At 73.3% G+C, this 25,285-nt stretch carries 19 protein-coding genes and 1 pseudogene; 7 read left to right on the plus strand and 13 right to left on the minus strand.

Annotated features, from left to right (window positions below; all coding sequences use genetic code 11):
* Positions 1–22 precede the first annotated feature (22 nt).
* The gene (locus GA0070213_RS04940) at positions 23–907 is read right to left on the minus strand and encodes a DMT family transporter (protein WP_245716266.1); all 885 of its coding nucleotides are present in this window, start codon (positions 905–907) and stop codon (positions 23–25) included.
* 64 nt (positions 908–971) lie between these two features.
* Here GA0070213_RS04940 and GA0070213_RS04945 point away from each other — a divergent pair, with 64 nt between their 5' ends.
* The 3 genes from GA0070213_RS04945 to GA0070213_RS04955 all read left to right on the plus strand — a co-directional run bounded on the left by GA0070213_RS04945 (position 972) and on the right by GA0070213_RS04955 (position 3,856).
* Positions 972–2,363, plus strand: coding sequence for an aminotransferase-like domain-containing protein (locus GA0070213_RS04945; RefSeq protein WP_091057948.1), 1,392 nt, complete (start codon positions 972–974; stop codon positions 2,361–2,363).
* An 89-nt stretch (positions 2,364–2,452) separates the two neighbouring features.
* Complete coding sequence (locus GA0070213_RS04950; RefSeq protein WP_175441203.1) at positions 2,453–3,127, plus strand: response regulator transcription factor; 675 nt, start codon at positions 2,453–2,455, stop codon at positions 3,125–3,127.
* A 117-nt stretch (positions 3,128–3,244) separates the two neighbouring features.
* Positions 3,245–3,856: a response regulator transcription factor gene (locus tag GA0070213_RS04955; protein WP_091057955.1), complete on the plus strand. Its 612-nt coding sequence runs from the start codon at positions 3,245–3,247 to the stop codon at positions 3,854–3,856.
* Here GA0070213_RS04955 and GA0070213_RS04960 read toward each other — a convergent pair.
* From GA0070213_RS04960 to lanKC, 5 genes are all read right to left on the minus strand, one after another.
* Positions 3,752–5,560, minus strand: a complete 1,809-nt coding sequence (locus tag GA0070213_RS04960) for an ATP-binding cassette domain-containing protein (RefSeq protein WP_245716267.1) — start codon at positions 5,558–5,560, stop codon at positions 3,752–3,754. The genes GA0070213_RS04955 and GA0070213_RS04960 overlap by 105 nt on opposite strands.
* Entirely contained in the window at positions 5,557–7,224 is a 1,668-nt protein-coding gene (locus tag GA0070213_RS04965) for an ABC transporter ATP-binding protein (protein ID WP_091057959.1), read from the minus strand. The genes GA0070213_RS04960 and GA0070213_RS04965 overlap by 4 nt, the downstream gene beginning before the upstream one ends.
* Positions 7,225–7,288: 64 nt before the next feature.
* Entirely contained in the window at positions 7,289–7,408 is a 120-nt protein-coding gene (locus GA0070213_RS04970) for a SapB/AmfS family lanthipeptide (protein ID WP_088647629.1), read from the minus strand.
* A gap of 50 nt (positions 7,409–7,458) precedes the next feature.
* Positions 7,459–7,578, minus strand: coding sequence for a SapB/AmfS family lanthipeptide (locus GA0070213_RS04975; RefSeq protein ID WP_088974649.1), 120 nt, complete (start codon positions 7,576–7,578; stop codon positions 7,459–7,461).
* A 6-nt stretch (positions 7,579–7,584) separates the two neighbouring features.
* Complete coding sequence (lanKC, locus tag GA0070213_RS04980; RefSeq protein WP_091057962.1) at positions 7,585–10,197, minus strand: class III lanthionine synthetase LanKC; 2,613 nt, start codon at positions 10,195–10,197, stop codon at positions 7,585–7,587.
* 234 nt (positions 10,198–10,431) lie between these two features.
* Between lanKC and GA0070213_RS04985 the strand changes: the two genes are divergently transcribed.
* From GA0070213_RS04985 to GA0070213_RS32045, 3 genes and pseudogenes are all read left to right on the plus strand, one after another.
* Entirely contained in the window at positions 10,432–11,394 is a 963-nt protein-coding gene (locus GA0070213_RS04985; protein WP_091057967.1) for an RNA polymerase subunit sigma-70, read from the plus strand.
* Positions 11,391–11,816: a DUF6069 family protein gene (locus GA0070213_RS04990; protein WP_091057970.1), complete on the plus strand. Its 426-nt coding sequence runs from the start codon at positions 11,391–11,393 to the stop codon at positions 11,814–11,816. The genes GA0070213_RS04985 and GA0070213_RS04990 overlap by 4 nt, the downstream gene beginning before the upstream one ends.
* Before the next feature lie 215 nt (positions 11,817–12,031).
* Positions 12,032–12,423, plus strand: a pseudogene (locus GA0070213_RS32045) (XRE family transcriptional regulator); the annotation flags it as partial.
* A 23-nt stretch (positions 12,424–12,446) separates the two neighbouring features.
* Here the strand turns inward: GA0070213_RS32045 and GA0070213_RS05000 are convergent.
* Together GA0070213_RS05000 and GA0070213_RS05005 are read right to left on the minus strand one after the other, a co-directional pair.
* Positions 12,447–12,824, minus strand: a complete 378-nt coding sequence (locus GA0070213_RS05000; protein WP_091057973.1) for a VOC family protein — start codon at positions 12,822–12,824, stop codon at positions 12,447–12,449.
* A gap of 74 nt (positions 12,825–12,898) precedes the next feature.
* Positions 12,899–13,237 carry a winged helix-turn-helix transcriptional regulator gene (locus GA0070213_RS05005; RefSeq protein ID WP_217628583.1) on the minus strand — a complete coding sequence of 113 codons (339 nt, stop codon included), beginning with the start codon at positions 13,235–13,237 and terminating at the stop codon, positions 12,899–12,901.
* 152 nt (positions 13,238–13,389) lie between these two features.
* Here GA0070213_RS05005 and GA0070213_RS05010 point away from each other — a divergent pair, with 152 nt between their 5' ends.
* On the plus strand, positions 13,390–14,223 hold the full coding sequence (locus tag GA0070213_RS05010; protein ID WP_091057981.1) for an MBL fold metallo-hydrolase: 834 nt from the start codon (positions 13,390–13,392) through the stop codon (positions 14,221–14,223).
* A 59-nt stretch (positions 14,224–14,282) separates the two neighbouring features.
* Here the strand turns inward: GA0070213_RS05010 and GA0070213_RS05015 are convergent, their stop codons facing one another.
* The 5 genes from GA0070213_RS05015 to GA0070213_RS05035 form a co-directional block, all read right to left on the minus strand.
* Entirely contained in the window at positions 14,283–18,569 is a 4,287-nt protein-coding gene (locus tag GA0070213_RS05015; RefSeq protein ID WP_091057984.1) for a discoidin domain-containing protein, read from the minus strand.
* Between the two features lie 99 nt (positions 18,570–18,668).
* A complete protein-coding gene (locus tag GA0070213_RS05020; protein WP_091057986.1) occupies positions 18,669–21,554 on the minus strand; it encodes a galactose-binding domain-containing protein in 2,886 nt (961 codons plus the stop codon).
* Between the two features lie 168 nt (positions 21,555–21,722).
* Positions 21,723–23,348, minus strand: a complete 1,626-nt coding sequence (locus GA0070213_RS05025) for a glycoside hydrolase family 13 protein (RefSeq protein WP_091058576.1) — start codon at positions 23,346–23,348, stop codon at positions 21,723–21,725.
* A gap of 58 nt (positions 23,349–23,406) precedes the next feature.
* The gene (locus tag GA0070213_RS05030) at positions 23,407–24,294 is read right to left on the minus strand and encodes a carbohydrate ABC transporter permease (RefSeq protein ID WP_091057990.1); all 888 of its coding nucleotides are present in this window, start codon (positions 24,292–24,294) and stop codon (positions 23,407–23,409) included.
* 3 nt (positions 24,295–24,297) lie between these two features.
* Positions 24,298–25,257: a carbohydrate ABC transporter permease gene (locus tag GA0070213_RS05035; protein ID WP_091057994.1), complete on the minus strand. Its 960-nt coding sequence runs from the start codon at positions 25,255–25,257 to the stop codon at positions 24,298–24,300.
* Positions 25,258–25,285 lie beyond the last annotated feature (28 nt).

Genomic DNA, 25,285 nt, shown 5'->3' on the forward strand with positions numbered 1-25,285 from the left:
CATCGCGCGCACGGTGGGTTCACTACCGCTGGGCGGCCTGTTCGGGGTGGGCCTGGGCGTACCCCGCTGGTCGGGCGCCACCGCCGCGGGTGCGCTGGATGAGCACGACGCAGGCCAGCACCGCCGCCGCCACCGCGACGGCGGCCGGGGTGACCGCCTCGCCGAGCAGCAGGGCCGACCAGAGGAGCGTGAGCACCGGCTGGGCGAGCTGGATCTGGCCCACCTTCGCGATGCCGCCCCGGGCCAGGCCGGCGTACCAGGCGAAGAAGCCGAGGAACATCGAGACCACGGTGAGGTAGCCGAACGCGGACCAGGCGGCGACGCCGGCGCTCGGTGGGTCGGCGACGGCGGCCACCGTCGTGATCGGCACGGTGACCGGCAGCGAGAGCAGCAGCGCCCAGCAGATCGTGCGGGCGCCGCCGAGTTCCCGGGCCAGCACACCGCCCTCGGCGTAGCCCAGCCCGCACAGCGTCACGGCGGCCAGCAGGAACATGTCGGCCGGCGACAGCGCGCCGCGCAGCGCGCCACCGGCGGCGAGGAACGCCAGCACCAGCGCCAGGCCGGCGGCGCTGGCGAGCCAGAACAGCGGCGGCGGTCGCTCGCCGGCGCGCAGCACCGCGAACACCGCCGTCATGGCCGGCAGCACGGTGACCACGACCGCGCCGTGCGCGGACGTCTGCGTGGTGAGGGCGAGCGAGGTGAACAGCGGGAAGCCGACCACGACGCCGAGCGCGACGACGGCCAGTCGCCGCCACTGCTCCCGGGTGGGCCGCGGCCCGGCGGTCAGCCACAGGTACGCCCCGGCGAGCAGCGCCGCGCCGACGGACCGTCCGAACGCGACGAGCCACGGGTCCAACGCCTGCACCGCGACGCGGGTCATCGGCAGCGACATGCTGAAGGCGAGCACGCCCAGCGCACCGAGGACGACGGCCGTTACCGCTCTGGGATGAGTAGCGCTACTCTCTGGCTTCATGAATGATGGTAGCGCCGTGGACCAGGTCGTTCACCACCTGGGGGCCCTGGTGGCGGCCGCGCCGCCGGGGACGCGCCTGCCGTCGGTGCGCGAGCTGACCGCCCGCCATCGGGTCTCCCCGGTGACCGTCGCCGAGGCGACCCGCCGGCTCGTCGCCCAGGGTCTGGTCGAGACCAGGTCCGGTCGCGGAGCGTTCGTGGCGGCCCGCCGGGACGAGCGGCCCGCCCGGGACCTGTCCTGGCAGACCGTGGCGCTGGGCCCCCGGCGCGACGGCGAGGAGGAGATGCAGGCGCTACTGGCGCTACCGCCATCCGGTGCCATTCCGCTTTCCGGCGGTTACCTGGATCCCGACCTCCAGCCGGCCGCCGCGCTCGGCGCCGCGCTCGCCCGCGCGGCCCGGCAACCCGCCAGCTGGCACCGCGGCCCGGTGGAGGGGCGCGCGGACCTGCGGGCCTGGTTCGCCCGCGCGGCCGGCGGCGGCCTGCGCGCCGAGGACATGGTGATCTGCCCGGGCGGGCAGGCCGCGCTCTCCTCCACGCTGCGGGCGCTCAGCACGCCGGGCGACACGCTGCTGGTCGAGTCGCCCACCTACCTGGGCGCGCTGGCCGCCGCGCGGGCGGCCGGGCTGCGGGTGGTGCCGGTGCCCGCCGACGCCGACGGCGTCCGCCCCGACCAGCTCGCCGCCGCGTTCGCCCGCTCCCGTGCCCGGCTGTACTACTGCCAGCCGCTGCACGCCAACCCGCACGGCGCCACCCTCTCCCCCGCGCGGCGCGCCGAGGTCGCCGCGGCGGTCCGCGACGCGGGCGCGTTCCTGGTCGAGGACGACTACGCCCGCGACCTGACCGTCGACGGCGAGGCGCCGCCGCCGCTGGCCGCCGACGACCCGGACGGGCACGTCGTCTACCTACGCTCGCTGACCAAGGCGGCCGCGCCCGGCCTGCGCATCGCCGCGCTCGGCGCCCGAGGGCCGGCCGGGGCGCGGCTACGCGCCGCCCGGCTGCTCGACGACCTCTTCGTCGCCGGTCCGCTGCAACAGGCCGCGCTGGAGTTCCTCACCGCGCCGGCCTGGGACCGGCACCGCCGTACGCTCCGCCGGGAGCTTCGGGCCCGCCGCGAGGCGCTGCTCGCGGCGCTGGAGCGGCATCTGCCGGCGCTCGTCCCACGCCACGTGCCCCGTGGTGGCCTGCACCTGTGGGTGCGGCTGCCGGACGGCGCGGACGACGTCGCGGTGACCGCGGCGGCCGCCGCCGAGGGGGTCACCGTCTTCCCCGGCCGGCCCTGGTACGCCGCCGAGCCGCCGGCGCCGCACCTCCGCCTCACCTACGCCGCCGCCGCGCCGAAGCAGATGGACGAGGCGGTGCGGCGGCTGGCCGCCGCGCTCGACCACTGAGGACGGGTGCGCCGACCACATTTCGGGAAGGCCGGGAATGTCCCGCCGACGGGGGTTATCGGTGCTGCTCCATGGGGCACAGTGGTCCCGTGAGTGATACTCCCTCCGAACCCTCCGCCGGTCCGACGTCGACGGTCCGCGTCGCCGTGCTCGGTGAGCCCGGCCTGTGCCGGACACTCGTGGCCGGAGTGGTGGCGGCGGCACCCGACTTCGAGGTGGTGCGGGAGTGCGACGGCACCGCCGCCGACCTGAGCCGCCTCGCCCGGGCCCGCCCCGACCTCGCGTTGGTCGACCTCGATCTGGAGCGCGAGAACCCGGAGGACGAGGACCCGGAGCAGGAGCCGTGGACGGTGGTGGCGGCGTTACGCGCCGCGGTGCCGGACTGCGCGATCGTGGTGCTGACCGGTCGGCCGACCGCCCGGGTGCTGCGGTCGGCGCTGCGGCTGCGGGCCCGCGGGGTCGTCGCCAAGGAGGTGCCACCCGAGGAGATGATCGCCCGGTTGCGGGCGGTCGCCGAGGGGCGCTGCACCGTCGACCCGGTCACCGCGCTCGCCGCGCTCGGCACCGCGGACAACCCACTCAGCGACAGCGAGCGTGAGGTGGCCACCGCCGCGGCGAAGGGCCTGCCGAGCCGGGAGATCGCCGCGCTGCTGCACCTCGCCCCGGGTACGGTCCGCAACCTCCTGTCCAGCCTGCTGCGCAAGGCCGGCGGCCGGAACCGGTGGGAGGCGGTGCGGCGCGCCCGGGACGCCGGCTGGATCTGATTGTCGACACGCGCACTCGGGTGTCGCCGAGACAGCGATGCAAATAAGATTCCTGACGGCTGGTTATCGGTTGTTCACATTATGTCAGGAAGGCGGGGGTCATGGCTGGGAGTCGACATGGTCCGCACGCTGCTCGCGATCGAGGGACGGCTGGTTCGGGGCGCCCTCGCCCAGGTGCTCGCCGCCCAGGAGGACATCGATGTCGTCGCTGAGGCGGACACCGCGGACACCGTCCACGCCGCGCTCCTGACCGCCCGCCCGGACGTCGCCGTCATCGACGTCGACGTCGTACCGGTGGAGCAGCTCGCCCGGCTGGCCGCCGCGGCCGACGACAACCACGGCGGCCGGGTGCTGGTGCTCGTGGACCGACGTCGAGCCGGACGCCTCCGGGCGGTGCTCGCCGAGCATCACGGGTGGATCGGCTTCCTCGACCGCGACGTGCCGCCGGAACGGATCGCCGACGGGGTCCGACAGGTCGCCGACGGCCAACCGGTGCTCGACCCGGACCTGGTCGTCGCCGCGCTCGACGTCGCCGACAATCCGCTCACCGCCCGCGAGCGGGAGGTGCTCGACGTGGCCGCCGACGGCATGCCGGTCCGGGAGATCGCCCAGAAGCTGGGCGTCTCACCGGGAACGGTCCGCAACCACCTGTCCCACGTCATGGCGAAGACCGGGGCGCGAACCCGCCTGGAAGCCGTGCGGATCGCCCGGGAGTCCTGCTGGATCTGACCCACCGCCCGACCAGTGGCCCACCAGTTCCCGGTAGGCCGTCGAGACGGCCAGCAGCCCCCGGTGACTGTCCAGGTGGGCGTCCCCGCCGTCGAGCAGCAGCACCCGGCGGGCGCGGGCCGCCGAGCTGATCCGGTGCGCGATCACCACGAGGGTGCCGGGCCGGGCCGCGAAGGCCGCCTCCAGGCGCGCCTCGGCGGCCGGGTCCAGGTGGCAGGTCGCCTCGTCGAGGATGACCAACGGCGCCGGTGACAGCCAGGCGCGGAGCAGGGCCACCTGCTGGCGCTCCCCGGCCGAGAGGCCGCCCGGCCGCAGCGTCGCGTCGAGACCGCCGAGCCGCGCCACCAGGTCCGCCAGGCCCAGCCGGTCGGCCGCCCGGAGGACGGCCGCGTCGTCGAGGCCGGGCCGCAGGTAGCGAAGGTTGTCCCGGACCGTGCCGGTGAACACGTACGCCTCCTGCGGAATCAGCACCCGGTGGGTGGCCAGCTCGGCCGCGCCCACCCCGGCGGTCGGCGTCCCCGCCACGTGGACCGTGCCGGCCGACGGCCGCAGCACCCCGGCCATCAACCCGGCGAGGGTGGACTTGCCGATCCCGCTCGCGCCGACGATCGCCAGGTGGTCGCCGGGCGGCACGGTCAGGTCGAAGCCGTCCAGCACCGGCTCGGCGTGCGGCCCGTACCGGAAGGTCACCGCCCGCAGCGACAGCGCGGGCGCGGTCGGATCCGGTGCCGGCGCGGTCGCCGCGCCACCGGACGCTTCCGGGGGTACGCAGGTGCTCAGCAGCCGGTCGAGGGTGACCACGAAGCGGAGACCGCCGGCGGCCACCCCCTGGAACAGCGTGTACAGCGCCGGCTGGATGCCGCGGACGACGTAGACCAGGGCCCCGAGCAGCGCACCCGGCCCCAGTCCCTGCCGCAGCAGCCACGGTCCGGCCAGCAGCAGCAGGGGCACCGGGAGCCAGCCACCGACGGCCAGGCTGAGGCTGCGCGCGGCGGCCATGACGGCCAGACGCCGCTCCACCCGGGCCTGCGCGTCGACGTGGCCGCCGAGCCAACCGACGACCCGGTCCCCGGCCCCGCTGACCGTCGCGTCGCGGTGCCCGGCCACCGCCACCACCGCGTCCCGGCCGAGCCGCTCGCCGGCCAGGACGTACTCGCGTTGCCGGGCCACCATCGCCGGCAGGGCCGCGGCGAAGAGCAGCAGACCGACGAGCACCGGCACGGAGACCAGCAGCGCGACCGGAGCGGCCAGGGAGACGAGGCCGACCACGGCGGCGCCGGCGGCGAACACGAAACCCCGGACCACCATCAGCAGGCCGGCCCAGGTGTCCCGGACCATCTCCACCTGGTGGGTCAGCCGCGTCACCGCCGCGTCGTCGACCCGACCGTCGCTCGCGCCGGCCAGCGCCCCCGCCACCACCCGTCGCAACAGGTCGTCGCGGAACGGCTCCACCACCGCACCGAGCAGCCCGTACGCCTGCCGGGTGCCGAGCGCGCCGACCAGCACGGCAACCGCCAGCAGGCCCAGCCAGAGCAGCCCGACGCCCGGCCGGCCGGCCAGGAACCCGTCGTCCACGGCACGGGCCGTCAGCAGGCCGGTCAAGGCCGCCGGCAGCGCCTCGGCCAGCGACCAGCCGGCCAGGCGCAGCAGCGGGCCACGCCGCGCCGACAGCGCCGCGCGGACGGTCGCGCCCACCGTGGTCACGACCGGAACACCGCCCGGTAGGCCGGATCGGCCCAGAGCGTCCGGTGCGGGGCCACCGCCCGCACCCGGCCACCGTCCACCCAGGCCACCAGGTCCGCGCGGGCCGCGGTGCCGACCCGGTGGCTCACCACCACCCGGGTACGGCTGTCGTGCGGGCCGGTCAGCGCGTCCACCACCTTGTGCTCGGTGACGGTGTCCAGGCTGGACGTGGCGTCGTCGAGGATCAGCAGCCGCTCGGCCCGCAGCGCGCGGGCCAGGCCGAGGCGCTGCCGCTCCCCGCCGGAGAGGGCCAACCCGGCCAGCGGGGTGCGGTAACCCTCGGGCAGCAGCCGCACCACGTCGTGCACCTGCGCCGCGCGGGCCAACGGCGCCGGGTCGGCGCCGCAGCCGACGGCCGCGCCGACCGTGTCGCCCACCAGCACCGGCCGCTCGAAACCGTAGCCGACCACCCGGCCGAGCGCCGCCGGCGACAACTCGCGCAGTGGCACGCCGTCCAGGCGTACCTCGCCGGCGTCGGGGTCACGCAGCCGGCCGGCCACGGCCGCGAGCAGGGACTTGCCGGCCCCGGACGGGCCGACCACGGCGAGCAGCGTCCCGCCCGGCACCCGCAGGTCCACCCGGTCGAGCAGCGGCCGACCGTCGTCGTCCCGGACCTGCACCCCGCACAGGTCCAGCCGGCCCGGTCCGGGCGGCAGGTCCCGGGCGCCGTGGCGACGGGCCGGTTCGTCGAGGATCTCGGCGGCGCGGGCGCAGCCGGCGCGTACCCGCACGGCGGTGTTGACGGCGGCGATCGCGGCGCCCAGGCCGGCGCCGATCGCCGCGTACTGCAGGGCGGCGAGCAGTTCCCCCGGGGTCAGCCGCCCGGCCGACAGCGACCAACCGCCGACCGCCACGACCGCCAGTTGCAGCAGCGGGTTCAGCAGCGCTCCCCGGGCGGACGCCCCGGCGAGCACCCGCCAGGTGCGTACGCCGTGTCGGTGCAGCTCCGGCAGCGGGGTGAGCACCCGGTCGACCTCCCGCTCGGCGGTGCCGGCGGCGGCGATGGTCCGTGCGCCGGCGAGCGCCTCGACGAGCCGGCCGGCCAGATCTCCCTGGGCCCGCTGGTAGCCGGCGACCGCGTCGGACGCCTCGCCGACGAACCGCCGCAGCAGCACGGCCAGCAGCAGGAGCCCGACCACGAAGGTCAGGCCGAGCCACGGGTCGATCAGGGTGAGCGCGACCAGGCTGCCCACCGGTGGCAGCAGCACGCTGCCGGCCAGCACGACCGTCGGGGCGGCCTGCCCGGCGTCGGCGACCTGCCCGACCAGCCGCCCGACCAGATCACCCACCGGTCGGCGGGCCGCCGTGCGCGGATCGAGCGCGAAGAGGTGCCGGACCAGGGCGTGCCGCAACGTGGCCACCGAGCGGGCCCCGGCCACACCGCCGCCGTAGTCCTGGGCGGCCCGGGTGCCGATCAGCACCAGCACCAGCACGGTGACCACGACGATCCACCGGCCGGACGAGGACTGCGGCGCCGCACCGACCACGGCGTCCACCGCGCGGCCCAGCACGGCGGGCAGGGCCAGCTCGGCCGCCGTCTCGACCACGGCGAGCACCGCCAGCGTCGGTGTCCACCAGCCGGCGAAGGCAACGGCGCGCAGGGCGAGCCGGTCGGCGGGGGTCATCGGGCCTCCCACGGGCGCGGGCCCCGGGCCGGCGCACGCCGGTCCGGGGCCAAGCGACTGATCGTCAGTTGCAGGTGGTGACGCTCAGCGAGCTGTCGCCGCAGAGCAGCAGGCTGGCGCGGCTGCCACCGCCGGTACGCTCGGCGGCCGGCAGTTCCATCCCCTGGAGGTCGAGCAGAGCCATGTCGGTTCCTCACTTCTCTCGTGTGACGTTGACGTCGGTCGTCGGACGGATCACTTGCAGGTGGTGACGCTCAGCGAGCTGTCGCCGCAGAGCAACAGGCTGGCCTGGCTGCCACCGCCGGTACGCTCGGCGGCCGGCAGCTCCATCCCCTGGAGGTCGAGCAGAGCCATGTCGATTCACCTCCTTCCGGTCACGTCGGTGCGGGGTCGCCCCGGGGAAGCCGGGGGGTCGGTGGCCGCCCGGCCCGCGCCCGCGACGGTCGTCGCGCCGGGCAGCGGGGTCAGGAACGGCAGGTGGAGCGGGTCGTCCGGCCGGGTCGCGGCGAGCGCGGCGAGCACCCCGGCGGTGCCGGTGGCCAGGTCCATGGAGAGCCGCAGGAGCTGGTCGCCGGGGAAGGCGGGCCGGTCGGCGTACGGCAGCGCGTGCCAGCCGAGCAGCCGGGCCTGCCGCCGAGCCGTGTCCCGGTCACCGCGCTCGGCGAGGTAGGCGACGATCCCGGCGCGGCCGGCGAAGAGGCCGGACTGCGCGTAGAACGGGGAGTCGGCGCAGCGGCGGATCGCGGTCGCGTCGTCGCGCAGCTCGTCGTCGGGCCGGTGCCGCAGATACTGGTCGAGGACCAACCCGATGCCGACGCTCCCCTCGGCCAGGTAGGGCATGGTCCGCCAGCCCTCGTTGACCTCCAGGTGCCCGGCGTCGCGGCGGACGCAGCGACGCAGGTCCTGGCGGAGCGCGGTGCGCGCGTGGTCGAGCAGGTCGGCATCGCCGTACCGCTCGTACATCCGCAGCAGCATCAGCGCCACGCCGGCCCCACCCCGCATCAGCCCGGCGTACGGGTGCCGCCCGCCGCTGATCTCGGCGACCGAGTCGACGTCACCGAGGCGGCCGACCACCACGTCGACGGCCCGCCGGGCGGCGTCGGCGTACCGCCGCTCACCGGTGCGGCCGGCGAAGTGCGCCAGGTTCAGCGCGATGCCGGGCAGCCCGCCGGTCAGGTCGTCGCGCAGCTCGGTCCAGGGCTGGTCGAGGCAGAGGTCGAGCAGGCGCAGCGCCTCGTCGGTGTGGCCGAGCAGGTCCAGCGCGTACGCGATGCCGTGCAGCCCGTCGTAGAGGCCGAGGCGGCTGCCGGAGGCGGGCTCGCGTACCCGGTCGATCAGCCACCGCTCGTGCGCGGGGTCGGTGCCGGCGCCGCCGGCGTGCAGCGCCCAGAGCACCCCGGCCGCGCCGTACGCCAGGTTGAGCCCGCCGTCGGCGCCGGCGAACTGGCGGATGTCGCCGGGGAAGAGCCGGTCGTCGCGCTCCGGCGTGGCGCTCGCGGTGATCGCCTGGGCGAGCCGGTCGCGCAGGCCCGGCCAGTCGTCCGGGTCGATCGTGACGACGTGGCGCAGGTCCGCCCGCCGTCCGCCCACGATCACCTCGACCGCCTCGTCCAGCAGCTCGCGCGGCACCGGGAAGTTCTCGGCGACCACGTCGGCCAGGTGCGCCGCCTTGGCCGGGGCCAGCCGCAGCATCGCGGTCAGCGGCAGGAACAGGGCCAGGCGCAGGCAGGCCAGCGCGTACCGGTCGACCTCGGCGCCGACGCGGTCGCGCGGCGCGGCGAACGCCTGGTTGCGCAGCGCGGGCCGGGTCGCCTCGGCGACGTCGGCGGCGACCTCGAAGTCGATCAGGGTCACCGCGCCGTCGTCGCCGACCATGACGTTGAACATGTGCAGGTCGCCGTAGACGACGCCGTGCGCGTGGATGGCGGCGACGGCCTCGGCGACCTGGCGGTGCACGTCCAGCGCCCAGCGGGTGTAGTCGGCCCGGTCGGCGTCGGCGTTGACCAGCGGGTACCGCTCCACGACCAGCTGGTTGAGCGGGCGGCCCTCGACGAACGCCAACGCGAGGAACTCGTGCCCGCCGAAGCTGAACTCGTCGTGCACCCGCACCAGGTGCGGCACGTCGGCCAGCCGTCGGAGCGTCTCCGCCTCGCGGCGCAGCCGGGTCACCGCGTCGGCGCCGGTGGCGTCCAGGCCGGCGTGCGGGCGCGCCTCCTTGAGCACCACCCGCTGGTCGGTGCGGGTGTCGCGGGCCTCGTACAGGCCGCCGCCGTTGGAGAAGTGGATGACCTTCTCGATCCGGTACGGCAGGTCGGTCGTCGTCGCGGCGTTGCGGGCGGCCAGGTGCGGGGCGAGGAAGTCCGGCAGCGTCACCCACTCCGGCACGTGGAACACCGGGTCCCGCCGGTCGGGCACCAGCACGCCGTCCGCGTCCTCGATCGCCGGCACGGTCTGCCCGTCGGCGGAGACGCAGTAGCGGGCGGCGAAACCGCCGTAGCGCAGGTACACCGGGCCGTCGCCGTAGCGCAGGTCGCTGAGGACGTACGGCCCCTGCTCGCCGTCGAGGAGGCCGGCGAGCTCCTTGGCGGTCAGCTCCAGCTCGGCGTCGTCCCGCGGGTAGACGGTGACGAACTTTCCGCTGGCGCCGCGCCGCGCGTACTTGCTGTTGCGCATGAGCAGCAGGCGCGGGCCGCGCAGGTGCTTGAACGGGATGCCCCGGGGCCGGCAGTAGTCCACGACCCGGGCGAGCACGCGCTCCGCGTTGTCGAGCCGGGCCGACACGTGGATCTTCCAGCCCTGCGCGGGAAGGGAACCGTCGACCGGGCCGTGGATCAGCCAGTCGTCCTTGACCTCGCACTCCCAGCCCTCCGGCACCGGACCGGTCGAGTAGCCGCCGGTCTCGACGGTGGCGCTGGCCAGCGAGTCGTAGAAGAGCGGATCGACCGCGCAGTACGAGTCGTAGCGTTCGTCCATGTCGGGTGCCTCCACCGGCTGATCGGTTGACGTCAATCCTGCGGATGGCGGAGGCGCGGGCCCAGTGCGATGAGTCATGACGCGGCGGTGAGTTCCGCACTGCGAAGTCGTGACAAGAGCGGAGTTTGAATTCGCGAACAGCGGTTGACCTGTCGTGGAGAGGTCAGTGATGAGTTCTCCGGCCCACGGCAGTCATACCTACGACGGGACACCACGAGGCGGAAGGACGACCGGATGGGCGAGATCGACGAGTCGGCGTTCTCGGGGCTGGCCGAGCGCCACCGGCGGGAGCTGCACGTGCACTGCTACCGGATGCTCGGCTCGTTCGAGGACGCCGAGGACACGGTGCAGGAGACGTACCTGCGGGCCTGGCGGCGGCGGGAGACCTACCAGGGGCGGTCCACGTTCCGGGCCTGGCTCTACCGCATCGCCACCAACGCCTGCCTGGACCGGCTGGCCAGGAGCCGGCCGGAACCGGCGGCCGGTGGCGAGGTGCGCTGGCTCCAGCCGTACCCGGACCGGCTGCTCGACGAACTGCCCGCCGCCGGCGCGGACGAGCCGGAGACGCTCGCGGTGGCGCGGGAGACGATCGAGCTGGCGTACGTGGTGGCGGTGCAACACCTCGCGCCTCGCCCCCGGGCCGTGCTGATCCTGCGCGACGTGCTCGGCTGGCCGGCGAAGGACGTCGCCGAGCTGCTCGGCGACTCCGTCAACTCGGTGAACAGCGCGCTGCAACGGGCCCGCGCGGGCATGCGCGAGCACCTGCCCGCCGAGCGGCAGGACTGGACCGGCGGCGAGGGCGACGCCGGTACCCGCGACCTGGTCCGCCGTTTCACCGACGCCAGCGTGGCCACCGACATCCCCGCGCTCACCGCGCTGCTGCGCGACGACGTCCGGTGCGCGATGCCGCCCACCCCGGGCCTGCGCGTCGGCCGCGACGCGGTGGTGAAGGACTGGATCGACGACGGCTTCGAGGGCATGACCGGCCTGCGCGGCGTCCCCACCGCGGTGAACCGGCAGCCGGCGGTCGCCTTCTATCACCTGCGGGAGGGCTCGTACCTGCCGTTGACGCTCGACGTCCTGCGCGTCACCGGCGGGGCGATCACCGAGATCTTCACCTTCGACGCCGACCGCTTCGCCGGCCTCGGGCTGCCGGAGCGCCTGCCCGCAACCTCACCCCAGGAAGGCACGACATGACCAGCACCACTGACCTTGCCGGCACGGCGTCCAACCGTACCGGCCGGTTCCGCCGACTCGCCGGCACCGGACTGCTCGCCACGCTCGTCGCGGTGGTGGTGACCACCCTGGCCGCCGCGCTCGCACGCGCCGCGGGCGTCGACTTCGCGATCCCGGACGGCGGCGAGACGATCCCGCTGTCCGGGTTCGCCGTGCTGACCGGCGTCTTCTCGCTCGTGGGCGTGGTGATCGCCGCCGCCCTGCTGCGGTGGAGCGCCCACCCCGCCCGGCGGTTCCTCTGGACGTCGGTGACGCTGACCGCGATCTCGCTCGTCCCGCCGTTCCTGGTCGGCGCCGCCCCCACCACCGCGCTGACCCTGCTCGCCCTGCACCTGATCCCCGCCGCCGTGATGATCCCGACCCTGACCCGTGCCCTCTCCTGAACCGGGCGGGCATCTCGTCGATCTTGGACTTGCGGTGCCAGAACATGTCCACGTCACCCGCTTATCGGAGGCGCGCCACAACTCCATGATCGACGGAACGTTCGGCAGGCGGGCGGCCAGGGCGCGGTCAGTGGGGCAGTGGCGGGTCTCGGCAGGGCCAAGCGGTGCGCCCGGGCCAGGGCCGCCGTCGCGCGCTCGGCATCACCCACCAGGTGGTACGCGGCCGGGCCGCCATAGCGCTGGCCCACGAAGGCGCTGCGCTTCCCGGACGAAGCCGTCGCCCTCTCCGACCGACCTTCACTCGGCCGGCTTCAGGCGCTGATGGCCCGAGCACATGTCGCCTCCGGACGAGGCGACGTCGCCGCAGCCATCGCCGCCGATGAGGATGCCCAACGAGTCTTCGACCTCACGCTTCGCCCGACGTCGAGATCTCCGACGCCGGCGCGCCGGCGTGGCGCCCTTCCGATCCATGCTCTACGCCAGACTCGGACTGATTCGACAAGGCGAGCAAGCTCAGGCTGATGCCGACCGGCTCCGACCGACGTCACTCACCCGCTCTGCCACTCACATAGAGCTTCACCGCGCGCTCATGATGGTCAGAGCCGGAAGCGGGCACTGAAACGTGTCTCGTCAGTGGCGGACCAGGCAGAACGGATGCCCTTCGGGATCGGCATAGATACGCCATCCGCGCCCGTCCGCTCCATCGTCCAACACCGTCGCGCCCAGGGTCAGCACCCGCTCGTGGGCGCGGTCCAGATCCGTAACGCCGAAGTCCAGGTGGAACTGCTGGGGCCGGCCCGGATCGGGCCAGACCGGTGGCTGGTGGTCCGTCACCCGTTGGAAGGCCAGGACGGGGCCAGACGGTGTGTGCAGGGTCGCCCAACCGTCGCTGAGTGCCCAACGCTGATCCGGCTGATTGACGGAACCGCCGAGAAGTGTCTGGTAGAACGCGGCAAGCTCGGCCGGGTGCGTGCAGTCCAACACCACACACTGCAGGTCAGCGATCATGCGCCGACCCTACGGGGCACCGCCGGTTGTCGATAGCCGGCGAGTTTCTGCCGGGTTGACTGCTGAACACGGCGTCAGCTCGGAGGCGCTGCGGCACCCCAGTGCCGCAGCGCCGCGAGCACGGGGATCAAGTTTCGACCACGTTCGGTCAACTCATAGCTGACCCGGGGCGGCCAACCGGGTGTACGGCGTCGTTCGAGTACGCCTGCCGACGTCAACTGGGCCAGCCGCTCCGAGAGCACCTTGTCGGACAGGGTGGGCAGGGCGCGGGCCAACTCGGAGTAGCTGCGCCCGCCGCGCAGGAACTCCCCGAACACCAACGGCGTCCATCGTCCCTTCAACACGGCCAGCGTGATCTCGATCGGGCAGGACGGATCCGGCTCGGCGGCCGCCGGGGGGCACCCGCCCAGCACTCCGACCCCACCGTGACCAACTGTTTGGTGAGCCACAAAGCCCCCTCCTAGCGTCAGCCCGGAACGCGGCGTTCGCAGTGGCGACTCCACCCCGGACGCCACCGCAACCGTCTCGATGACAACACATCACACCAGATAACGGAGGTTCCATCATGCGTGTGCATCATCTCAACTGCGGCTCGATGGTCGCCGTCGAGCCGGTCGCCGGCCCGGGCCCTGGGCAGCCGGGCGGCGGTGACCCGACGCCGCTGCCCGCCGTCTGTCACTGCCTGCTCGTCGAGACCGACACCGACGGGCTCGTGCTGGTGGAGACCGGGTTCGGCCGAGCCGACGTCGAGGCGCCGGAGCGGACCCTCGACCCGAACTTCCTGAGGTGGGCCCGACCGGCGCTCGACCCCGCGGAGACCGCGATCAGTCAGGTCGTCGCACTCGGCTTCGCGCCCGCCGACGTACGGCACGTGGTCCTCACCCACCTGCACCAGGACCACACGGGCGGGTTGTCCGACTTCCCGCACGCCCGGGTCCACATCTCGGCGGACGAACTGGCGACCGCACCGGACGGTGGCCATTATCCGGCGGCTCACCTCGCCCATCGGCCGGACTGGGTCACCTATCCCAGCACGGGCGGCGAGCACTGGTACGACTTCGCGGGTGTGCGCCGGGCGGCCGGCCTGGCTGCGGACATCCTGCTGATTCCGTTCGCCGGTCACACCCCCGGCCACACTGCCGTGGCGGTGCGCGCCGACGGCGGCTGGCTGGTGCACGCCGGCGACGCGTACTTCCACCAGAACGAGATCCGGCCCGAGCCCGGGCCGCTCCCGCCGGCGATGGACCAGCTCCAAGCTGCCGTCGAAACCGACCGCGGCCTCCGGCTGGCCAACCTGGACCGGTTGCGCCGGGTCCTCCGGGACCACCCCACCGAGGTACGGGTGGTGCCGGCGCACGACCCGTGGGAGTTCGAGCGTTACGCCAGTGGCCAGGCGTAGGTGTGTTAAGCGGGGGCCCCTCCTCTACCCAAAGCGTTAAGAAGGGGCCCCGCCTTACATCAGTTGCGGGTGATGGTGAAGGTGGTGGTGGTGTTGCGGATGTCCTGCGCGTTGTCGGTCAGGCGCAGGTTGGTGAACGTCGCCGAGCCGACCGCCGGCCCCTGCCCCGCCTCCGGCATCTCGTTGACCCAGATGCCGATGCCGGACTTCGCGTCGAACGCATCGCCGCTGCGCCGCGCCCCGGAGATCGACACGTTCGTCAGGACCGTGTCGGTGATCGGGTTCTCCGGCTGGCCGCCGGTGTACTTGGTCTGGAACATGATCCCGGAGTAGGTCGGGTCGACGATGTCCACGTCGCTGACCCGGATGCCCCGGAACTCCTTGGACGCGGAGAACAACCACATCGCCGGGAACGTCTGCGCGCCCCAGAAGTGCCCGCCGGAGCGGACCAGCGAGATGTTCTCGAACCGGGTGGGCGGGCTCGCGCCGAACCCGACGAACGGGTAGCCGAAGTCCAGCGAGCTGATGGTGATGCCCGAGTACGTCAACTGGTCGGCGATGGAGAGGTTGCGGAAGATGTTGTCGTAGCCGCCGTACACGGCGATGCCAGCGGCCCGCCAGGTCAGCGTGGCGGTCAGGTTCTCGAACACGTTGCCGTGGTTGCCGCCGGAGCCGCCCTGGTCGGTCGCGGAGAACAACGCGAACGCGTCGTCGCCGTTCGAGCGGCCCTCCGTGTTGGTGACCAGCGCGTTGGTGCTGCCGTTGGTCATGTTCACGCCGTCGGCGAAGGTGTCGCGGAACCGGCTGTCCCGGATGGTCAGCCCGTCCACGCTCACCCCCCAGTAGGCGCAGACGGTGTGCTCGACCCAGACGCTGTCCAGCGTCAGGTTGTCCACGTCCTTCAGCTCGCCCCACACCTTGCCCGGGCCGTCGATCCGGTTGGTGTAGTTGCCGAAGAACGCCAGGTGGGCGAAGGTCGACCCGCTGGCCGAGGACTCCACCCGGAAACCGGCGTCGGTGTTCTGCTGGTTCGTCGGCGTCTGGAAGCGGGTGTACCACATGCCCGCGCCGACGACCTTCACCGCTTTGCCGTACACCTGGAGCTTCTGCGCGGTCTCGTAGGTGCCGGCCGGCAGGTAGACGCCGACCAGGGTGTTGGTGGTGTCCATCCGTACGGCGTCCAGCGCGTTCTGCACGTCCTGGTGGCTGAAGCCGGTCGGCACCTTGTAGCGGGCCGGGTCCGGGTTGGCCCGCGGCGACACCAGCTCGGTGTTGACGAAGTCGATCGCGTACGTGGTGGCGTTGGCCGGGTCCTTCTGGAGCCGGATCCGGCTGCCCGCCGGGACGGTGGAGTTGAGCAGCACGTTCGCCTCGTCGTAGAGGTGCCGGGGCGCGCCCGCGCTCGGCGAGTCGCTCGGGGCGGCCTCGGCGCCGTAGAGCCAGATGTGCTTCGAGGTGAGGCTGATCGGCTTGTGCAGCACCCCGTTGACGTAGACGTCGAGCGTCGAGTCGATCCCGCCGCCGCCCGGCGCGTCCGGGATGGAGAAGCGGGTGACCAGGGCGTTCGCGGCCGACTTGGTGGTCCACTCGACGTACGCGCCGGTGGTGTTGAGGGTGACCGCGCGCCGGCCGGACGCCTCGCCGGCCAGGTCGCCGATGGTGCGGTTCGGGCCGATCACCTGCGCGCCGCCGCCGACCGAGCCGTCCTCGGCCTCGTACGCGTCGTAGCCCAGGTTGGCCCCACGCCCGACGAACAGCGGCCGGTCACTGGAGTTGTTCTGCCGCTTCACCGGCAGCTCGTTGGCGTCGTCGGCGAGCACCACCCGCACCGTGTAGCGGCCGTTGGCGGCGGTCCAGGTGCCGAGCGACACCGGGCCGCCGGTGGCGCCGGCGGCGATCGTGCCGGTGTACGCGCCGGTCAGCGTGCGGACCACGGAACCGGAGTCGTTGAGCACGGTGAGCGTGATGCCGTGCGACCCGCTCGCCGAGGCGATCGTGCCCTGGTTGCGCAGTGTCACCGCGAAGCTGACCGTGGCGCCGGCTGCGGGCGTGCCCGGCGACCAGGTCACCGCGGAGGCCACCAGGTCACTGCTGGCCACCGGGCTGACCGTCAACGCGGTCGGGTTGGTGTAGGAGTTGTTCGCCTCGTTCTGCTCGATCACCGTGTTCGACTCGTCGACCTTCGCGGTGAGCTGGTAGCTGCCGGCGTCGCGCGCGCCGATGCTCGCCGAGACGGTGCTCGACGCGCCGGCGGCGAGCGCGCCGACGGCGGCGGTGCCGACCTTCGTCGTACCCAGGTAGAGGTTGACGTTCGTGGCGGCGGACGCGGCGGTGCCGGCGTTGCGCACGGTGGCGGACAGGGTGATCGCGTCGGTCTCCACCGGCGCGGCGGGTGAGGCGGTCAGGGCGGTGACGGTGAGGTCCGGGTTGGGCGCCGGCACCCCGATCACCTGGAGTTCGGCGACCTGCCCGTTGGACGAGCCGGAGTTCGCGGTGAACTGCAACCGGACGTCCGCGGCGGTCGCGGAGACCGGGACGGTCACCGTGTTGCTGGTGTTCGGGTTGAAGGAGTACGTCGCGGAGCCGACCAGGCTGGTGAACCCGGCGGCGGACTGCTCCCGTCCGAGCACCTGGAACGTCTGGGTGCGCGCACCCCACGCCGGGTCCGGGTTGAGCTTCACCACGACCGCGCTGATGCTGGCGTTGGCGCCGAGCGCGACGGTGAGCGTGCTCGGGTACGCGCCCGGCGCGCCCTCCCAGTAGGTGGTGACGTCGTTGTCGACCGCGTTGGCGGCGTTGAACACGTGCACCACGGACGAGGCGGTGGCCGGCTTGCCGACGGCCAGGTTGGTGCCGCCGCCGGTGCTGCCGGTGCGGGTGACGGTGTTGCTGTTGGCGGACACGTTGCCGGCCGCGTCGCGGGCCCGCACCTGGTAGGAGACGGTCGCGCTGTCCGGCTGGCTGTCGGTGAAGGTGAGCGTGGAGCCGCCGACGGTGGTGCGCAGCGAGCCGTTGGCGAACACCTCGTAGCCGGTGACGCCGACGTTGTCGGTGGACGCGGTCCAGGTCAGCCGGATCTGCCCGCTGGCCGGCTGGGTCCAGGCCAGGTTGCCGGGCGCGGTCGGCGCGGTGGTGTCGCCGGTGTTGCCGGTGCGGGTCACCGTGTTGCTGTTGGTCGACACGTTCCCGGCGGCGTCGCGGGCCCGCACGTAGTACGACACGGTGGACCCCGCCGGCTGGGTGTCGGTCCAGGTCAGCGTGTTGCCACCAACGCTGGTGCGCAGCACGCCGTTGGCGTAGACGTCGTAGCCGGTGACGCCGACGTTGTCGGTGGACGCGGTCCAGGTCAGCCGGACCTGGTCGGTGGCCGGCTCGGTGAACGCCAGGTTGCCCGGCGCGCTCGGCGCCTGGGTGTCCCCGGTGGCCGCGCCGTAGATCTCCAGCTCGGAGAGCTGCCCGGCGGGCCAGGCGCTGTTCGCGGTGAACAGCAGCCGCAGGTAGCGGGTGGACGCGGTGGGCACGGTGACGGTCACCGTGTTGCCGCCGGCCGGGTCGAACGCGTACGACGCGGACGCGACGAGCGTGCCGAACGTGGAGCCGTTGGTGCTGCCCTGCACGGTGAGCGTCTGGTTGCGCGCGCCCCAGCCGGTGGGCAGCCGCAGCACCAGCCGGTTGACGCTGGTGGCGGCGCCCAGGTCGGCCTGGATCCACTGCGGGAAGGCGTTGTTCGGGCTCTCCCAGTAGGTGGCCGCGTTGCCGTCGTTGGCGTTGCCGGCGGCGTACACGTCGGAGTGGCCGCTCTCGGTCATGGTCTTGCCGAGCGCCAGGTTGGTCGAGGAGCTGGCGGTGCCGTAGACCTCCAGCTCGGCGAGCTGCGCGGCGGCCCAGCCGGTGTTCGCGGTGATCACGACGCGCAGGTAGCGGGCGTCGGCGGCGGGAAAGCCGAGCGTCACCGTGTTGCCGGCGGCCGGGCTGAACGAGCGGGCGGCGGAGGCGACGACGGTGGTGAAGCCGCTGCCGTCGGCGCTGGCCTGCACGGACAGCGTCTGGTTGCGCGCTTCCCAGGCGGCGGGGAGCTTGAGCACCACCTGGTCGACGGCGCGGCTGGTGCCGAGGTCGACCTGGGCCCACTGGGGCAGCGCGCCGCTGCTCTCCCAGTAGCTGCCCTGGCTGCCGTCGGTCAGGTTGGCGGTGACGTAGGGGCCGTTGACGCTGCTGGCGGTGGCGGGCCGGCCGGCGGCGAGGTTCGGGCCGCCGGCGGCCAGGGCCGGCGGGGCGGGGGCCGCGGTGACGGCCAGGCCGACCGCGGCGAGCACCGCGACCATTCTGGTACGGATTCTGGACATGGTGGACGGACACCTTCTTCCCGGGGGAGGTGGAGAGGCGTTGACGGGGGTGGGGGGTGTGGTGCGGCGGGGACCCGGGCGGGTCCCCGCCGCGCCGGGTCAGGAGGCGTAGACCTCGAATTCGGAGAGCTGGCCGGCGGGCCAGCCGGTGTTGCCGGTGAACGTCAGCCGCACGAATCGGCGGTCACCGGAAGGCACCGCGATCGACACGCTGTTGCCGCCCGACGGGTCGAACGTGTAGCCCGCCGCCGACTTGAGCGTGGTGAACGACGAACCGTCGGTGGAGCCGAGCACCGCCACCGTCTGGGTGCGGGTCTGCCAGGCCGCCGACGGCGGCAGCTTGAGCACCACCCGGGCCACCGGGCGGGCGCTGCCCAGGTCGACGGTGACCGACTGCGGGAACGCGTTGTTGGCGCTCTCCCAGTAGGTGGTGGCGTTGCCGTCGACGGTGTTGCCGGCGCCGTACACGTCGGCGTGGCTGGTCTCCGCGACCGGGCGGCCGGCGGCCAGGTTGCCGGTCGGCGGCGCGGTGGTGGGCGGCGGGGTGGTGGGGGGCGGGGTCGTGGTCGGCGGCGGGGTGGTGCTGCCGTCGCCGTACACCTCCAGCTCGCTGAGCTGGGCCGCCGGCCAGCCGGTGTTGCCGGTGACGGTGACCCGGACGTACCGGCGGGCGCCCGACGGCAGCGCGATCGACACGCTGTTGCCGGCCGCCGGGTCGAACACCCGGCCCGCCGAGGAGGCGAGCGTGCTGAACGACGAGCCGTCGGTGGAGCCGAGCACGGAGAGCGTCTCGGTGCGACGTTCCCAGCCGGCCGGGAGCTTCAGCACCACCCGGTCGACAGTGCGGGCGGCGCCGAGGTCGACGGTGAGCGACTGCGGGAACGCGTTGTTGGCGCTCTCCCAGTAGCTGGCCGCGTTGCCGTCGACCGCGTTGCCGGCCGCGTACACCTGGTTGACGCTGGTGGCGGTCGCCGGTCGGCCCAGGGCCAGGTTTCCGCCGGTCGGCGGCGGGGTGGTCGGGGGCGGCGTGGTCGGCGGCGGGGTGGTCGGCGGGGTCGTGGTCGGCGGCGGGCTGGTGGGCGGCGGGCTGGACGGCCCGTTGCCCCACTGCGGCTGCGGCCACGGCCCGCAGTACGGGGTGGCCGTGTACCAGCCGGAGTTGCCGGCGCCCTGGGTGATCTGGAAGCCGCTGCCGACGCAGTTGTGGATCGGGTTGGCCTGGGCGATGTTGGTGGCCCGCACTCCTGTGAAGCTGACCTGGCTGGGCGCCTGCACCTGGAGCGCGTACGTGCCCGCGCCGTCGATCCGGACGTTGGTGAACGAGATGCCGCTGGTCTGCCCCTCGATCCAGTGCAGCGCCGCGTAGGAGCTGTCCAGGATGTCGGTGTCGGTGACGGTGATGGCCGCGCCCTGGATCGGCTCGTTGAGCGCGGAGAACCAGATCGCACCCACCCCGAACTGCCAGTTGTAGTCGGAGTTGCCGTTGCGGATCAACGTGTTGCGGGCCACCGTGATGGTTCCCGCCACGGCCGTCGACCCGGTGACGCCCGGATAGCGGTTCGCCACGTGGATGCCGCCGCCGTTGGTCACCGAGTCGGCGGTCACGTTGTCCGCGATGGTGATGTTGCGCCCGCCGTACGTGACCAGGTGGTTCGCCAGGATCGTCACGCCGATGGTGTTGTGGGTGAAGGAGTTGCCGACGTTCGGCACGCTCTGCGCCCACATGGCCAGCGCGTCGTCGCCGGTGTTGCGGACGAACGTGTTGGTCACCGTGGAGTTGGTGACGCCCCAGTGGAAGTTCACCCCGTCGGCGGTCTGGTCGAGGATGCGGCTGTTGCGGATGGTGAAGTTGTCCATCGGACCGTCCATCCAGGCACCGACCTTGGTGTGCTGCAACCACAGGTTGTCCACCACCGAGTCGGTCATCGCACCGCCGAGCGCGTTGACCTGGTCCTCGTCGACGCGCTCGCGGATGTCGCCGATGATGGCGAAGTCCCGCAGCGTGACGTTGCGGCTGGGCCCGCCGGCCTCGTGCGAGCGGATCTCGCCGGAGTAGCCGCCGCCCGGCACGTACTTGCCGTAGATGCCGGCGGCGCGCTTGCGGTCGGTGGGGTGCCGGCCGCCGAGCACCGAATACCACGGCCCGGCGCCGCGCAGCGTCACGCCGTCGACCACCACGTGGTCCCAGAGCGTGAACGTGCCCGACGGGATCCACACCGCCCTGCCCTGCGCCTTGCCGGCGTCCACCGCGGCCTGGAACTTCGCCGTGGAGTCGGTGGCGCCGGTCGGGTCCGCGCCGAAGTCGGTGACCACGTCCAACGCGCCGGAGGGCTTGGCGATGGGCGCGCCGACCAGCTCGAAATCGGCCAGGTCGATGGTGAACGTGGGCGACTGGGCGGTCGAGGAGACCTGGAGGCGGACCTTCGTACCGGCCGGATAGGTGGTGCCGAACATGGTCCGGGTCTCGTCGTAGAAGTGGTGCGGGTTGGTGTCGCCCGGGTTGTTGTTGAACGGGTAACCGCCGTAGTACCAGCCGTACCGGGAGGTGACCGGGACGGCCTTGACCAGCGTGCCGTTGGCGCGCAGGTCGATGCTGGCGTCCCGGCCGGTGCCGGCGGCGCTGTCCGGCAGGCTGTAGCGAAACGTGATCGCGTTGGCCGGGGCGACGAGCGTGAACTCGACGTACTCCCCGACCGCGTCGAGGGTGACCGCCTCCCGGCCGGACGCCTCGGACGGCAGCGTGCCGTAGCGCCGGTCCGGGCCGATCTTCGTGCCGTTGTGCGCGGCCTGCTCCGCCTCCTGCTCCCGGAACGGCACGGTGGCGCCGCGGCCGGCGATGTCGAACGGGGACAACCCGGCGGCGGAGGCCGGGGTGGCGGTGGAGGTCAACGCCACGACGGTGAGTGTCGAGGCGGCGAGCGTGGCGGCGGCCAGGGCCGCCAGCCCGGTTCTACGGTGGCGGTGCGCGGTGCGGTGCTCGGCCATGCGGGGTGTGCTCCCTTTCGTCGGTGGCCAGGTCCCCCGTTCGTGGCGGTGCTCCGGTCTCCTTTCCTCCCCAGGTGCTCCGGTGGTGGCGGCCGGGACGGGCCGCCGGTCGCGTGGTGCGGCGCGGTGACGCCGGCGGCGGGACGGTGCCGCCGGCGCCACCGCGGTTCAGGCCGATCGGGTACGCAGCCAGACCGCGGTGTCCGGGGGTAGCCGGTCGTCGTCGAGCGGGCCGCTGGCCAGCAGCAACTCCTCGTGCGCGGGCAGCGGCACGGCCTCGTGGCCGAGGTTGACCAGGCAGGTGAACCCGGGTTCGCGGGCGAACGCGAGGACCCGGTCGGCGGCCGGCAGCCAGGTCAACGCGCCGTCACCGAGCGCCGGCTCGGCCCGGCGGCGCGCCAGCGCGGCCCGGTACAGCTCCAGCATCGAGTGCGGGTCGCCGGTCTGGACGCGGACCGTGCGGTCCTTCCACTCCGCCGGCTGCGGCAACCACGGCGCGGCGGACGCGCCCTCGGGGCTGAAGCCGAACGGCGGGTCGTCGCCCTGCCAGGGCAACGGCACCCGGCAGCCGTCGCGGCCCGGGTCGACCCGCCCGGAGCGTTCCCACATCGGGTCCTGCCGCAGCGCGTACGGGATGTCCTCGACCTCCCAGAGCCCCAGCTCCTCGCCCTGGTAGACGTAGGCGGCGCCGGGCAGCGCCAGGGAGAGCAGCGCGGCGGCGCGGGCGCGGCGGGTGCCCAGTTCCAGGTCGGTGGGGATGCCCTCGCGCTTGGCCGCGAAGCTGAACGTGGTGTCCGCCCGGCCGTAGCGGGTGACGTGCCGGGTGACGTCGTGGTTGGACAGCACCCAGGTGGCAGGCGCGCCGACCGGGGCGTGCGCGGCGAGCGTGCCGTCGATGCTCTCCCGCAGCGCCGTGGCGTCCCACGCGCAGCCGAGGAAGTCGAAGTTGAACGCGGTGTGCAGTTCGTCCGGGCGCAGGTAGTGGGCGAAGCGCTGCCGGTCCGGCAGCCAGACCTCGCCGACCAGCGCCCGCTCGCCGGGGTAGCTGTCGGCGATCCGCCGCCAGGCGCGGTAGACGTCGTGCACGCCGTCCTGGTCGCGGAACGGGTGCGGCCGGTCCGGGTGGACCTCGGGCAGCGTGCCGTCCTTGACCAGCAGGCCGGCCGAGTCGATCCGGATGCCGTCCACGCCCCGGTCGAACCAGAACCGCAGGATGGCCTCGAACTCGGCGCGAACCCGGGGGTGGTCCCAGTTGAAGTCGGGCTGCTGCGGGGCGAACAGGTGCAGGTACCAGTCGCCCGGGGTGCCGTCCGGGTCGGTGGTGCGGGTCCAGGTGGGCCCGCCGAACTCGCCGGTCCAGTCGGTGGGCGGGAGGTCGCCGCCGGGGCCGCGCCCGGCGCGGAACCAGAACAGCTCCCGCTCCGGCGCGTCCGGGCCGCCGGCCAGTGCCGCCCGGAACCACGGGTGCGCGTCCGAGCAGTGGTTGGGCACCACGTCGACGATGGTCCGGATGCCCAGCGCGTGCGCCTCGGTGATCAGCGCCTCGACCTCGGTGAGCGTGCCGAAGACCGGGTCGATGTCGCGGTAGTCGGACACGTCGTAGCCGGCGTCGGCCATCGGCGACGGGTACCAGGGGCTGTACCAGATCGCGTCGACGCCGAGCGCGGCGAGGTGGTCCAGGCGGGACCGGATGCCGGCGACGTCGCCGACCCCGTCGCCGTTGCCGTCGGCGAAGCTGCGCGGGTAGACCTGGTAGATCACCGCTGAGCGCCACCACGGGCTGCTGTCGACGATGGACACGGGCACCTGCTTTCTGCGGGTCGGTTCTGATGCGGCGGGCGGCGGCGCCCGGTCAACCCTTGAGGCCGCCGGTGGTCAGGCCGGACATGATGTTCCGTTGGAAGATCAGGAACAGCACGACGGTGGGGATGGCGGCGATGACCGAGGCGGCGATCACCACGTTCATCGGGGTGCCGCCGGCGAAGGTGTAGATGCCGACGCTGACCGTCCGCGTCTCCGGTGACGGCATGACCAGCTTCGGCCAGAGGAAGTCCTTCCAGACCGCGGTCACCGCGAAGATCGCCACCACCCCGAGGATCGGACGGGACATCGGCAGCACGATCGACCAGAGCGTGCGCAGCGGCGAGGCGCCGTCCATCACCGCCGCCGACATCAGGTCCTCGGGAATCGAGTCGAAGAACCGCTTGAGCAGGAAGATGTTGAACGCGTTGGCGACCAGCGGCAGCCAGATCGCGAACGGCGAGTCGAGCAGGTTGACGTGCACGATCGGCAGGTCGAGCACGGTCACGTACTGCGGGACGATCAGCACCATGGCCGGGATCATCAACGTCGCCAGCATCATGCCGAGGATCAGCCCGCCCAGCACCGGGCGCAGCTTCGACAGCGCGTACGCGGCGGCGGTGTCGAACACCAACTGGAACAGCACCGCGCCCATCGCGTAGTAGAACGTGTTGAACAGCAGCTTCGCCAGGGCGAGGTTGGTCCAGGCGTCGACGTAGTTCTGCGGCTGCGGGTCACGCGGGAACAGCGACGGCGGCGTCTGCGCGATCTCCTGGCCGCTCTTGAGCGCGCCAGTGACCATCCAGTAGAGCGGGCCGAGGAAGACCAGCGTGAACGCGGCCACCACGACGACGAGCACGGCCCAGTAGAGGATCCGGCCGCGACCGCGCCGCAGTTGCGCCGGGGAGATCAGGGTACGGGTGGTGAGATCGGCTGCCATGTCCTAGTCCTGCCTAGCGGTCAGTCGCACGTAGACGGCGGAGAACCCGGCCAGCACCACCAGCATGATCACGCCGAGCGCGGCGGCGCCGTTGAGGTCGTTCTGGAAGAAGCCGTGCTGGTAGATCAGGTACGCCACCGAGGTCGCCGAGTCCTGCGTGCCGGCGCCGTTGGCGAGGATCAGCGGCTCGGTGAACACCTGCATGGTGGCCACGATCTGGAGCATCGCCAGCAGCGCCAGGATCAGCCGGGTCTGCGGGATCGTCACGTGCACGATCCGCCGCCACACGCCGGCGCCGTCGATCTCGGCGGCCTCGTACAGCTCGCCGGGGATGGTCTGCAACGCGGCCAGGTAGATCAGCACGGCGCCGCCCATGTTCATCCAGGTCGACGCCAGCACCATGGCCGGCATCGTCATGGTCGGCGACTGCATCCACTCCGACGTGGGCAGTCCGAGCGCGGTGAGCACCGCGTTGAACAGCCCCGCCTCGCTCGGGTCGTACGCGTAGAACTTGAACAGGAACAGCGCGGACGCCGGCGGCAGCATCACCGGCAGGTAGACCAGCACCCGCAGGTAGCCCTTGGCGTGGCGCAGCTCGTTGAGCAGGATCGCCACGAAGAACGGCACCGCGTAGCCGAGCACGAGCGCCAGGCCGGTGAAGACGAACGTGTTCTTCCAGGCCGTCCAGAAGCTCGGGTCGGCGATGATCCGGACGTAGTTGTCCCAGCCGACCCAGGTGGTCTCGCCGCGCCGGGTGCGCTGGAAGCTCATCACCACGCCGCGGACCATCGGATACCAGGAGAAGACGGCGAAGCACGCGACCGCGCCGATCAGGAACGTGTGCCCGGTGAGGTTGTCCCGTACCTTCCGGCCGAGCCCGGCCCGACGCGCGGCGAGCTGCCGCGGCGGCGGTGCGGGACGGCCGGGCCGGCGGGTGGCACCCGGGGCGGTGGTGAGCGCCAAGACGACTCCTGCGGTAGTGGGTGGGGGC

Source organism: Micromonospora humi (assembly GCF_900090105.1).
In the GTDB taxonomy this organism is placed as follows: domain Bacteria; phylum Actinomycetota; class Actinomycetes; order Mycobacteriales; family Micromonosporaceae; genus Micromonospora; species Micromonospora humi.

What these genes read in the sequence shown, in the direction of transcription:
- GA0070213_RS04945 (WP_091057948.1), top strand. Translation starts at nt 972, where the DNA reads ATGAATGATGGTAGCGCCGTGGACCAGGTCGTTCACCACCTGGGGGCC.
- GA0070213_RS05020 (WP_091057986.1), bottom strand. Translation starts at nt 21,554, where the DNA reads ATGGCCGAGCACCGCACCGCGCACCGCCACCGTAGAACCGGGCTGGCG.
- GA0070213_RS04985 (WP_091057967.1), top strand. Translation starts at nt 10,432, where the DNA reads ATGGGCGAGATCGACGAGTCGGCGTTCTCGGGGCTGGCCGAGCGCCAC.
- GA0070213_RS05010 (WP_091057981.1), top strand. Translation starts at nt 13,390, where the DNA reads ATGCGTGTGCATCATCTCAACTGCGGCTCGATGGTCGCCGTCGAGCCG.
- GA0070213_RS05030 (WP_091057990.1), bottom strand. Translation starts at nt 24,294, where the DNA reads ATGGCAGCCGATCTCACCACCCGTACCCTGATCTCCCCGGCGCAACTG.
- GA0070213_RS04955 (WP_091057955.1), top strand. Translation starts at nt 3,245, where the DNA reads ATGGTCCGCACGCTGCTCGCGATCGAGGGACGGCTGGTTCGGGGCGCC.
- GA0070213_RS04965 (WP_091057959.1), bottom strand. Translation starts at nt 7,224, where the DNA reads ATGACCCCCGCCGACCGGCTCGCCCTGCGCGCCGTTGCCTTCGCCGGC.
- GA0070213_RS04970 (WP_088647629.1), bottom strand. Translation starts at nt 7,408, where the DNA reads ATGGCTCTGCTCGACCTCCAGGGGATGGAACTGCCGGCCGCCGAGCGT.
- GA0070213_RS04975 (WP_088974649.1), bottom strand. Translation starts at nt 7,578, where the DNA reads ATGGCTCTGCTCGACCTCCAGGGGATGGAGCTGCCGGCCGCCGAGCGT.
- lanKC (WP_091057962.1), bottom strand. Translation starts at nt 10,197, where the DNA reads ATGGACGAACGCTACGACTCGTACTGCGCGGTCGATCCGCTCTTCTAC.
- GA0070213_RS05015 (WP_091057984.1), bottom strand. Translation starts at nt 18,569, where the DNA reads ATGTCCAGAATCCGTACCAGAATGGTCGCGGTGCTCGCCGCGGTCGGC.
- GA0070213_RS05000 (WP_091057973.1), bottom strand. Translation starts at nt 12,824, where the DNA reads ATGATCGCTGACCTGCAGTGTGTGGTGTTGGACTGCACGCACCCGGCC.
- GA0070213_RS04990 (WP_091057970.1), top strand. Translation starts at nt 11,391, where the DNA reads ATGACCAGCACCACTGACCTTGCCGGCACGGCGTCCAACCGTACCGGC.